At 68.0% G+C, this 11607-nt stretch carries 9 protein-coding genes; 4 read left to right on the forward strand and 5 right to left on the reverse strand.

The window, feature by feature from the left end; translation table 11 throughout:
- On the reverse strand, positions 1-618 hold the full coding sequence (locus EV651_RS40690; RefSeq protein WP_133791520.1) for a LysM peptidoglycan-binding domain-containing protein: 618 nt from the start codon (positions 616-618) through the stop codon (positions 1-3).
- 369 nt (positions 619-987) lie between these two features.
- Here EV651_RS40690 and lexA point away from each other — a divergent pair, with 369 nt between their 5' ends.
- Positions 988-1806 carry a transcriptional repressor LexA gene (gene lexA / locus EV651_RS40695; RefSeq protein ID WP_133791522.1) on the forward strand — a complete coding sequence of 273 codons (819 nt, stop codon included), beginning with the start codon at positions 988-990 and terminating at the stop codon, positions 1804-1806.
- Between the two features lie 48 nt (positions 1807-1854).
- Entirely contained in the window at positions 1855-2364 is a 510-nt protein-coding gene (locus tag EV651_RS40700) for a glutathione peroxidase (protein WP_133791524.1), read from the forward strand.
- A 106-nt stretch (positions 2365-2470) separates the two neighbouring features.
- Here the strand turns inward: EV651_RS40700 and ligD are convergent, their stop codons facing one another.
- From ligD to secD, 3 genes are all read right to left on the reverse strand, one after another.
- Entirely contained in the window at positions 2471-3445 is a 975-nt protein-coding gene (ligD, locus tag EV651_RS40705; protein WP_133791526.1) for a non-homologous end-joining DNA ligase, read from the reverse strand.
- 7 nt (positions 3446-3452) lie between these two features.
- Positions 3453-5450 carry an ATP-dependent DNA helicase gene (locus tag EV651_RS40710; RefSeq protein ID WP_133791528.1) on the reverse strand — a complete coding sequence of 666 codons (1998 nt, stop codon included), beginning with the start codon at positions 5448-5450 and terminating at the stop codon, positions 3453-3455.
- 64 nt (positions 5451-5514) lie between these two features.
- Complete coding sequence (gene secD / locus EV651_RS40715; protein WP_133791530.1) at positions 5515-7815, reverse strand: protein translocase subunit SecD; 2301 nt, start codon at positions 7813-7815, stop codon at positions 5515-5517.
- Between the two features lie 824 nt (positions 7816-8639).
- Between secD and fxlM the strand changes: the two genes are divergently transcribed.
- Both fxlM and EV651_RS40725 read left to right on the forward strand, forming a co-directional pair.
- Positions 8640-9851 carry a methyltransferase, FxLD system gene (gene fxlM / locus EV651_RS40720; protein WP_133791532.1) on the forward strand — a complete coding sequence of 404 codons (1212 nt, stop codon included), beginning with the start codon at positions 8640-8642 and terminating at the stop codon, positions 9849-9851.
- 37 nt (positions 9852-9888) lie between these two features.
- On the forward strand, positions 9889-10563 hold the full coding sequence (locus EV651_RS40725) for a YdcF family protein (RefSeq protein WP_133791534.1): 675 nt from the start codon (positions 9889-9891) through the stop codon (positions 10561-10563).
- A gap of 211 nt (positions 10564-10774) precedes the next feature.
- On the opposite strand, the gene EV651_RS40730 is transcribed toward EV651_RS40725, so the two are convergent.
- A complete protein-coding gene (locus EV651_RS40730; protein ID WP_133791536.1) occupies positions 10775-11410 on the reverse strand; it encodes a response regulator transcription factor in 636 nt (211 codons plus the stop codon).
- Between the last annotated feature and the right edge of the window lie 197 nt (positions 11411-11607).

Here is an 11607-nt window from a genome sequence, read left to right on the forward strand (position 1 = left end):
TCAGCCGGCTACGGGGATCTGGAGGGTCTGGCCGGGGATGATGTCCGCGGGCGTGGCGAGGTTGTTGACGTCGGCGATCTTCTCCACGACCGCGGCGGGATCCTGGCCGGGGTTGGTGTCCTGGGCGATGGACCACAAAGTCTGCCCTGGGGCGACCTGCACCGGAACGGTGTGGGTGAAGTGCGGGCCGGGCTCGAGGACGCCGGCGACCCGGAGGCCGAGGACGAGGATCGCGGCGCCGAAGACGAGCACGGATACGGCGGTCAGCAGCATCCGGCCGCGTCGGGTCAGCCGGAGAGTGGCCGGCTCGGGCTGCACAGCCGCACGGCGGCCGAGTTCGTCACCCGAGCACCCGCGAACCGGCATCCGGTCGGCGGTCGCACCCTCGATCCGCGGACGCCGCCGCGGCGCCACCGTCGGCGCGGGAGTCACCGGCGATCCGGCACGTGCTGCCGGGGTCACCGGCGCCTCGGTGCGGGCGGTCCGGGTGATCGGCACCTCGGTGTGGGCGGACGGGACGGACTTGAGGTGAGCGGGGGCCGGCCGCCGGCGGGGCGGGGTGGCCTCCGGCGAGCGGTGTCGGCCCAGTGCGTCGGCCGCTACGGCTGCTGTGCTCATCGGGTCCTCCAGACCTCTGTTCGGTGCGCGTCCTGCGGTGTCGAGTCCTGTCTACCGGCCGCCTCCGACAGTTTCTGGAGACGAACCCCTTCGACCGACCCGAACACCTGTTCGATCGAACGTCTGTACGAATGATTAACCGACAGTCGCCCCTCGCGCAACCACCTCCAACCAGGACACGCCCAGGAAATTCCCTGCCGCGACAGCACCCCGCGTGCGCCTTATAACCTGACACCCGAACAAACATGCGAACCGACACGCCTTCGAACAGATGTTTGAAGAATCTCAGGATTCGGTCTACGGTCATCTCAGTCGAGCAAGTTTCGGCCGGTGGGACGATCGCCGGCCCGACCCGAGGAGCTACCACCGATGGCCAGGACGCCGAGCGGTTCCAGCAAGAATGACCGGGGCGGTGGGGCGGGACAGCAAGGTCCCGCGCGCACTGGCGCGGGAAAGGGCGCGGACAAGGCGGACCGGACCGTCGCGGAGCTGCCGGACGGACCGGCGGACGCGACCGGGCTGACGCCGCGCCAGCGCCGCGTGCTGGACGTGATCCGCGATTCGGTGGACAGCCGCGGCTACCCGCCGTCGATGCGCGAGATCGGTGAGCGGGTCGGCCTGACCAGCTCCTCCTCGGTGTCGCACCAGCTGCGGGTCCTCGAGCAGAAGGGTCTGCTCCGCCGCGACCCGAACCGGCCGCGGGCGATCGAGGTCCGCTACCCCGGCGAGCTCGACGCGGCGGCCCGGCGGTCGGCGGTCGGCTCGGTGCGGCAGACGACGTACGACGAGACCGGGGCCGGCGACGCGCATCCGGACGCGGTGTACGTGCCGGTGGTCGGCCAGATCGCCGCCGGTAACCCGATCCTCGCCGAGCAGGACATCGAAGAGGTCTTCCCGTTGCCCAAGGCAATGGTCGGCGAGGGCACGCTGTTCATGCTGAAGGTCAAGGGCGAGTCGATGATCGACGCGGCCATCTGCGACGGCGACTGGGTGGTCGTGCGCCAGGAGCAGACCGCGGAGAACGGCGACATCGTGGCCGCGATGATCGATGGCGAGGCCACCGTGAAGCGGTTCAAGAAGACCAAGACCGAGATCCTGCTGCTACCACACAACCCCGCTTTCGAGCCGATCGACGGCAAGGACGCGGTCATTCTCGGAAAGGTCGTAACAGTTCTGCGCCGAGTCTGACATATCGGACGGCGAGCGAAGTCGGGCGTGTCGTGTCAGCATTGAGCTATGACGACTGTCTATGACTTCAGCGCCACGCGGATCGAAGGCAATGAACAGTCTCTTGCCGATTTCCGCGACCAGGTGCTCCTGGTGGTGAACACGGCCTCGCAGTGTGCCCAGACCCCGCAGTACACGGGTCTGCAGAAGCTCTACAAGACGTACCGTCGGCAGGGCTTCTCGGTGCTCGGTTTTCCCTGCGACCAGTTCGGCCACCAGGAGCCCGGCGACGAGAACGAGATCGCGAACTTCTGCTCGACGATCTACCACGTCACGTTCCCGATGTTCGCCAAGATCGACGTCAACGGGTCGCGGACGATCCCGTTGTACAACTGGCTGAAACGCGAGCAGGGCGGCCTGCTCGGCGGCCGGATCAAGTGGAACTTCACCAAGTTCCTGGTCGGTCGCGACGGCGGGGTGATCGCGCGCTACGCGCCGACTCACTCGCCCGAGAAGCTGGTCGACAAGATCGAAGCCGCACTGGCGGTACCGGCGCCGTCCCGGAAAACGAACGACTGAAATTCGGTCATTTTCTGCGACAGTTGAACAGAGAATGTCTCAGCGCCGCAGAACCATTCTCCGCATTTCGAACAATTCGGTCCGCGGCCGCAGGTCTCCAACGCATTCAGCCGCGCTCCACGAGAACCGATTCCGGATTGATGTCGAGGCGTAAACCGCGCCATACCGGATGCCGCAGCCGGCCGTCGCCGCCCCAGCCGGAGTAGGTGACTTCGGCGACCAGCGCCGGGTCGAGCCAGTGTGCGCGACGCCGGTCCGTCATCGGGATACCCGACGCGTCGAAGGCCGGCCGGTCGATCTCCAGACCGGTCAGCTCGGCGCTCAGCACGTCCAGCGTCGCGAAGTCGAGTCCGGAGCCGACCTTGCCGATCAGGACCAGCTCGTCTCCCGCATACGCGCCGCAGTAGAAGGAACCGATCTTCCCTTCCCGGTTCCCCTCCCCCGGATGCCAGCCGCACAGCACGACGTCTCTGGTCTGCACCGGCTTGATCTTGATCCAGTCGGCGCTGCGCCGGCCCGGCAGGTACCGCGACTTGCGCCGCTTCGCCACCACCCCTTCGAGCCCTTGCTCAGCAGACTGTTCGAGGGCCTGTTCGCTGTCCAGCAGCGCCGACGGCACCTCCCAGAACGGGTCACCGATGTCCAGCGACTCGAGCAGCCCGCGACGATCGTCATACGTTGCCTCTAGCAACCACTTGCCGTCGAAGCGGAGCAGGTCGAACAGTCGCACCGACACCGGCACCTCGGTGATCAGGTGCCGGAGCTGGCGCGGGTCGCGGACATGCATCCGCCGCTGCAGCAGACCGAAGGACGGCGCCCCGTTCTCGTCCAGCGTGACGATCTCGCCGTCCAGTACGGCGGGCAGCCGCAACCCCGGCGCCTCCGCCAGGCCGATCAGCTCGGGGTAGCCGCCGGACACGTCGTGACTGTTCCGCGACCACAGCCGGCAGACCCCGTCGTCGACCTCGGCGATGACACGGATGCCGTCCCACTTCATCTCGTACGACCAGCCCGCTCCGGACGGCATCTGCCCCAGCGCCGCCATCATCGGGAGCACCGGCGGACCGGTCACCGGACTCATGACTGGCTCACGTGGTCTGCAACCGCTTCAGAGCGCCGAGCACCTTCTCACGATCGGCGGTCGGCCACATCGGGGGCAAGGAGGCGCGCAGGAACGCGCCGTACCGCTGGGTGACGATGCGGGGGTCGAGGATGGCGACCACGCCGCGGTCCGAGCTGCGGCGGATCAGCCGGCCGGTGCCCTGGGCGAGCAGCAGTCCGGCGTGTGTCGCGGCCACGGACATGAACCCGTTGCCGCCAGCCTCGTCGACGGCACGCTGGCGGGCCGCCATCAGCGGCTCGTCCGGGCGCGGGAACGGGATCCGGTCGATGATCACCAGGTTGCAGGTCGACCCCGGTACGTCGATCCCCTGCCACAGCGACAGCGTGCCGAACAGTGACGTCTCGGGGTCGTCGACGAACTCGCGGGCCAGCTCGCCGAGTTGCGCGTCGCCCTGGCAGAGCACCTTGAGGTCGGTGGCCTCGCGCACCGCGGCGGTCGCCGCCTCGGCCGCGCGACGGGACGAGAACAGGCCGAGGGTCCGTCCGCCGGCCGCGGTGACCAGGTCGATGATCTCCTCGAACTGCTTCTTGCCCAGTCCGTCGCGGTGCGGGGGCGGGAGGTGCTTTGCGACGTACAGGATCGCCTGCTTCTCGTACTCGAACGGGGAGCCGACGTCGAGACCGCGCCACGGCAGTGGAGCGGTCTCGGAGGAGTCGTCCAGCTCGGGCATCTCTTCGTCGTCCGCGAGCTTGTCGGACGGCCGCAGGCCGACCTGGCGGGCGATCGCGTCGAAATCACCGCCGAGGGTCAGCGTCGCGGAGGTGAGCACCGCCGTACGGTCGCGGAGAACCAGCTCGCGGAGCAGGCCGGCGACGGTGAGCGGGGCGATCCGGAGCTCGCGGCCGAAGCGGTCGCGGTCGATCATCCAGACCACGTCGAGATCGCTCAGCGCGGCGACCCGCTCGGCGACGTCGAAGATCTCCTTGACCGCGCCCTTGGACTGCCGTTTGGCGCCGTCCGGGTCGTCGTCCTTGTCGTCGGACTTCTTGTTCAGGTCGGAGTACATGGCGCGGGCCGCGTCGCGGACCAGGGCGGCGGCCTCCAGGACCGGCGCGTTGGACGCCTCGATCCGGCCCTCGCGGGTGCCGTCGAGCGCGGCGCGGAGCGCGTCGGACGCGTCGATCAGGTCGTCGGCCTTGTCGTCGTCGACGAACCGGCGGCCGCGTTTGGCGGCGCGCTCGACCATCTGCGGGGACAGCTCGTCGCCGGCCGCACCGGTGACCCGGGCCGGCAGCTCGTGCGCCTCGTCGACGATGACGACGTCGTGCTCGGGCAGGACGGTCCGGTTCTCGAAGGCGTCGATCGAGAGCAGGGCGTGGTTGGTGATGACGATGTCGGCCTTGCGGGCGTGTTCCTTGGCCTTCTCGGCGAAGCACTCCTCGCCGTACGGGCACTTCTGCGCGCCGAGGCACTCCCGCGCGCTGATCGCGACCTGCTGCCAGGCCTGGTACTGGTGCGACGGGGCATGATCCCGGTCGCCGGCCTCGCCGTCGGCGAGCTGCTGTTCGGCCCAGTCGCGCAGCTCGACGACCTGACGGCCGATCTCCCCCGACGGCGGCACGTCGACGAGCATGCCGTCGTCGTCGGGCGCGCCCTCGCGGATCCGGTGCAGGCAGGCGTAGTTGTTCCGCCCCTTCTGGATCGCGTACGCCGGTCTGCGCGGCAGGAGCTTCTCGGTCGCGTCGAGCAGCGCTGGTACGTCGCGGTCGACGAGCTGGGACTGCAGCGCAAGGGTCGCCGTCGACACGACGACGCGACGGTCCTCGATCGCGTGCAGCAGCGCGGGCACGAGGTACCCGAGGGACTTGCCGGTGCCGGTGCCTGCTTGGACGAGCAGATGCGATCCGTCGTGCATCGCGGTGTCGACGGCCTGCGCCATCTCCACCTGCCCGGGCCGGGTCTGACCGGCGATCCCGGCCACGGCAGCTTCCAGCAGATCCCGCACATCAACACCCACCGCCATACCCTAGCCCGCGCACCGGACAGATTTCCTCCGCGGCGGGCCAGGCTGTGGACAACCCCAGGCTCTACACCACGGCGCCGCGGTCGGGTTGGGCGTCTCGGTCTACTTGGGTGCGTTTGGGGCGGGGTGGTGGGGCTGGGTAGCGGCGTTCGAGTTCCAGGAGCAGAGGCGCTGCGGTGAGGTTGGAGGAGTAGGTGCCGACGACGATGCCCAGGAGCAGTGCCAGGGAGAAGTCGGCGAGGGAGTCGCCGCCGAGGAACAGCAGTGCGGCGAGGATGAAGAGGGTCGAGATGCCGGTGTTGATGGTTCGAGGCAGGACGTTCACGATCGCGGTGTCGATGGTCGTGCCGAGGTTGTCGGTGGCGCGGGCGCTGCGGGTCTCGCGGATCCGGTCGAAGACGACCACCGAGTCGTTCACCGTGTAGCCGATGACGGTCAGGATCGCGGCCAGGAAGATGCCGTCGATCGGCCTCCCGGTCCAGGCGAAGACACCGACCACGACCGCGACGTTCTGCAGCAACGCGAGAACAGCCCCGGCGCCGAACGTCCAGCGGAACCGCGCGGCCAGGTACGCCAACTGGGCGAGCAGGGCGATGCCGAGGGCGATCAGACCCTTGTTCCGCAGCTCGTCACCGAGCGACGGGCCGATGCTCTCGTTGCGGATCACCTCGGCGTCGCCGCCGATCCGGGCCAGGGACTCCTTGATCTTCACCGCTTCGTCGTCGCTGATCGTGCCGGTCCGCACGGTGATGTCGTCGGCTCCGGACGCCTGCACGACCGCGGTCGGGTAGCCGGCCTCGGCGACGGCGGCGCGCGCCTGGTCCGGCGTGATCCGTTGCGCTGTACTGACCTCGATCAGCCGGCCGCCGGTGAACTCGATGCCGAGGTTCAGGCCGCGGACGGCGACGCCCGCGACGCTCACGATGATCGCGACGGCGGTGATGACGAGCCAGCGGCGGCTGTGCTTCATCAGCGACGGCTGCCGGGCTTCCAGCCAGGTCCGGACCCGGCCGTGGCCGGCGATCCCGCTCAGGCCCGGCCGGCGCAGGACGAACCCACGCGACACGACGAACTCGGCGAGAACGCGGGTCACGACGAGCGCCGACAGCATCGACGCGATCACACCGATCGAGAGCGTGACGCCGAACCCGCGGACGGGACCCGCGGCCAGGACGAACAGCAGGCCGGCCGCCAGGAGAGTGGTGATGTTGGAGTCGGCGATCGCGGACAGCGCGTTCTGGAACCCGCTGCGCAGCGATCTGCGCAGGCCGTCGGTGCGGCCGGCGATGAAGTCCTCACGGGCGCGTTCGAAGACCAGGACGTTCGCGTCGACCGCCATCCCGATCGCGAGCACGAATCCGGCCAGGCCGGGCAGGGTGAGGGTGGCTCCGAGCGCGGTGAGTGCGGCGTACGACATGGCGGCGTACCCGACCAGGCCGATGACCGCCATCAGGCCGACGAGGCGGTAGACCACGATGATGAAGAGCGCTGTCAGCGCGAGGCCGATGATCGCGGCGAGCGCGCTGGCCTGGATCGCGTCCTGGCCGAGCGACGGCCCGACCGTGCGCTGATCGATCACCTCGACCGGCACGGGCAGAGCGCCACCGGAGATCAGCGCGGCCAGGTCCTTCGCGCCCGCCTCGGTGAAGGAGCCGGAGATCGTGGTGCTGCCGCCGGCGATGCCGATCTTGCAGAGCTGGTTGCCGCCGTTCGGGTCCACCTGCGGTGAGCTGATGACCTCGTTGTCGAGCACGATCGCGATCAGCCGCTGCGGGGTGCCGACCGGGTTACAGGCGGCCTTCCCGGTGATGCTCGCCCAGATCTTGCCGCCGTCGCCCTTGAAGTTCATCTCGACGAACCAGCCCTGCGCGACCTGCTGCGGGTCGAGCCGGCCCTCGGCGCCGCTGACCAGTTCGCCGGTCATCGCGGGTTTGGCGAGCCGCAGGAGGCCTTGGCCGCTCTCGGGCGGCAGGTAGGTCTCCCCCGGCGCGGGCTTGGCCGGCTTGGTCGCGACCTGGTCGAGCACCTCGTGGAACGTGAGCTGCGCGGTCTTGCCGATCACCTTGGCGGCCTCGCGCGGGTCCTGGACGCCGGGCAGCTCGACGATGATCCGGTTCTCGCCCTGGCGGGTGACGTTCGGCTCGCTGACGCCGAGCGCGTCGATCCGCCGATGCAGGACCTGGGTGGCCTTGTCGGTGGTCTCCTTGGTCGCCTTCACCGTCGGCGAGTCCTTCGCCTGGAGGACGATCTGCGTTCCGCCGCGCAGGTCGAGACCGAGCTGTGGTTTCGCCGTCAGCGTGACGTACGTCGACGCCGCCAGGATCAGGAAGGCGAGAAGTGCACGGACGAGGGACGACCGGTTCACCGAATCCTCCGGAGATAGGCACCCGCAGTACAGGTGTCATGACAGAGAGCATCCACGCAGACGTGGAACGCACAGTGTACGAACGCCATTCAACCGACCTCTCGCACAACCCTACAAGCGACCGTGTCGCACCCGACGGGGTTGCCTCTCGCCCTGATGGCCATTGCAGCGCGACGCGGCATCTATCTCCCGGGACAGCTCGAGGCGATCGAGAGCATTTGCTCTTGGCTCGACCATTGGAAGCAGGGCGACGGAGAGACGGCCTGGTGGCCTGGGACCGTCACGAAGCGCGAGCTCGACACTGGCTAGCTCGAGCAGGCGGGCCCGCAGCGACCATCGTAGTGCTATGGCACCACCCCTGGTCTTGTGCGCGCTCAGCAGCTGGCTGGACTGGCACTCAACGATCGGGGGCGCCAGCACCACGCCGAAACAGCGCTGCTCGGCCGTGTCACCGACGACGCCTCAGCTTGCCCAACTCAGTGATGCGACCCTCTGTCATGGGTGGACCGGGCTGATACGGGCCACCCAGCGAGTCGCAGCCGATGCCGGTGCGCGTAGCCCGCTGATGGCGAAGCTACCCGAGTTGACTGGACGGCTCGAGGAACTCGCACCCCTTGATGGATCGGTGCACCGCACTGAGCTGCTGCAAGGAAGCACCGGCGTGCGCCTGGTTCAAATCTCTGCCCCTTCAACCGTTGAGTCGATGTCGGACTGGGATGCCTGTCTGCTACTCAGCCGCTGACAGAGTCGCGCGGAACTGTCCGTCCGCCCAACTACGATCAACCCGCCGCCTATCCGAGGCCCGGGCTCCACGAAAGGACGCGATGACCACCATCACCAACTCGCCGGAGACCTTGCGAGCGGCCATGGTCGACAACGTCAAGGCGGCCGGTCATGCCACCAGCCCGGCAGTCGAACAGGCAATGCGCACCGTTCCGCGACACGACTTTGTTCCCGAAGCCGCCGTCGGAGACGCCTACGCCGACACCGCGGTCATCACCAAGCGCGCCAGCGACGGCTCGGCCCTGAGCTGCGCATCCGTGCCCACCATCGTTGCCATGATGCTCGACCAACTCCAGGTCGAACCAGGCGACCGCATCCTCGAGATCGGTGCAGGGACCGGCTACAACGCCGCCCTCCTCGCTCGGCTGACCGGTCCCGGTGGATCTGTAACGACGGTCGACATCGACCCCGAGGTCACCGCTGGCGCTCGCCGTGGGCTGGACGCCACGGGCAATCCGCACGTCGAGGTCATTACCAGAGACGGGTCACTGGGCGCTTCCGAGAACGCACCGTACGACCGCATCATCTTCACCGTCGGCGCGTGGGACCTGACGCCGGCGTTCTGGGAACAGCTAGCACCCGGTGGTCGCCTGGTCGTGCCCCTGCGCTGGCGCGCTCAGACCCGGAGCGTTGCCTTCGTTCGAGACGGCGACGCTCTCGTGTCGGACTCGATGGAGCTATGTGGCTTTGTCCCGATGATCGGGCAAGAAGGTGAGCGCAGCGGCACAATCGACAGCGACGGCCTCGTCACGCTCTATTGGGACGTCGACCAGACGATCGATGCGGCAGAACTGAGCGGTGTCCTTGACCAGAGCAAAGAGACCGTTTGGTCGGAGGTTCTGGTGGGAGCGGCGGAACCGTTTGACGGCATCTGGCTACGAATCACCGGCCACGACAGCCGCATCTGCCGTATCTGCGCCGACCGTGCCGCAGTGAACGCTGGCCTCTGCACACCGGCGATTCCCATCCGCAGCCCAGCGCTGGCCGACGGGGACAGCCTGGCCTATCTAGCCATCCGGAAAGTCCAAGAGGGCAGGTTCGAACTGGGAGCCATCGGGCATGGGACGTATGGCCACCGTCTCGCCAGGCAGCTCTGTGATGAGATCGATGTCTGGAATCACGACCGCAACGCCCAACCGAGACTGCGGACCTATCCTCTGTCGACTCCAAGGGCGGCGATCCCGTTCGACCCAACGCTGAATCATGAGTTGATCGATAAGGCTGAGGCACGCCTCATCGTGAGCGTGATCTGAACAGCTATCCGCCCCGCGACGTACCGAGAGCGAAGTGATGACCGACAACGAGACCGCTGATCGGCGCGCCAAGCGGCTACGCGATCAGGACGTTGCTGACGCGAGGCTGATCTGGGACTACCACCAGTTAGGTCATGAACTGCGTCCTGTGTCCGTTGGGATCGGTCTGGGAAGTCATGACCTTGGCGTGGCCACATTCGCCGCCGGGCTCTATCGCCGCGGACTGTTTCCCCGGCTGGTGTTCACCGGGGCGAACAGTCCGACCACGGTGGCGCGGTTTCCTCGTGGTGAAGCTGTTCACTACCGGGATCACGCAATCGAGCTCGGCGTGTCCGCGGAGGCGATTCTGGTCGAACCTCTGGCAACGAACACTGGTCAGAACATCGCCTTCGCGCGCGAGTTGCTGACTGATTCGATCGAGTCGGTGCTGCTGATTTCGAAGCCGTACATGGAACGGCGTGCCTACGCTACCTGCCGGAAGGTGTGGCCGGAGGTCGACGTGGTCTGTACGTCGGAACCGATCGACTTCTTGGACTACCTCTCCGGAATCGGCGATCCGGCGCTCGTGGTCGACATGCTGGTCGGTGATCTCCAGCGCGTGCTCGAGTACCCGGCCCACGGGTTCGCTGTGGAACAGCACGTCCCGGACAACGTCCTCGCTGCCTACAAGCATCTTGTCGACGCCGGGTTCACCAGTCGGCTCATGGCTTGACTTCGATGGCTCGCCAGCTTGTCGTCCCGGTCTGTACCTCGCGGGGCGGTTGCCTAGTAGTCGCAGGCGAGCGCCAGCTCGCAGCCGGCCGGCACCAGCCGGAGGCGATGCTCCGGGCGCTAGCCCGGGGGTGCGTGGGAGCGCGCGGAGTGGGCGCGTCTGAGGAGCGGAGCGACGAAGTTAGCGGCCGCGTAGCACGCGTCGGGCCTGATCAGTCCGTGTCTAGGCCGTTTTCTATGGCGTAGCGGACGAGTTCGGCTCGGTTGTGGAGATGGAGTTTGCGGAGGGTGTTCTGGACGTGGTTCTCGACTGTGCGGTGCGAGAGGACGAGGCGGGTGGCGATCTGTTTGGCGGTGAGGCCGCGGGCGACCAGGCGCAGTACCTCGGTTTCGCGGTCGGTGAGGTGCGGGACCTCGGGGCCGGTCTCGCCCAGGCGGCGGTACTCCCCCAGTAGCAGTCCGGCCAGTCCGGCGCTGAAGATCGCGTCGCCCTCGGCAGTACGGCGTACTGCTTCGTCGAACTCGTCCAGGGACGCCGACTTCACCAGATACCCGGATGCGCCGTTCTTGACCGCTGCGAGTACGTCGTCCTGCTCGGCGCTGGCCGACAGCACCAGGACGCGCGTGTCGGGGAGGGCCGTGGTGATCTCGCGGGTCGCGTCCACGCCCGAGCCGTCGCCGAGTTGCAGGTCCATCACCACCACGTCCGGGCGGGTCGCGAGTGCGATCTTCACCGCGCTCGCGACGTCCGAGGCCGTCGCGCAGACGTCGTACCCACGGCTCCCGAGGTCCCGCGCGACACCCTCCCGCCACATCGGGTGATCGTCGACGATCATGACCCTGGTCATCGGGCCTCCCGGCCTGGACTGAGGAGCGGAGCGAGCGGAGCGACGAGGGAAGGCCGGGAGTTACAGCCCGATGTCCCGCCGCGCTGGAGGCGTGGCATCAGTACGGTCACTAGGGCACCATCCTTGCTGTGGGCACCGATATGGTGCTTGCTGTTGGGACTCGGCGGGAGCCGGGGTGACGGTCTAGGTCGGTCGCT

Origin of the sequence: Kribbella sp. VKM Ac-2571 (assembly GCF_004362255.1) — a bacterium.
GTDB classification, from domain to species: Bacteria; Actinomycetota; Actinomycetes; order Propionibacteriales; family Kribbellaceae; genus Kribbella; species Kribbella pratensis.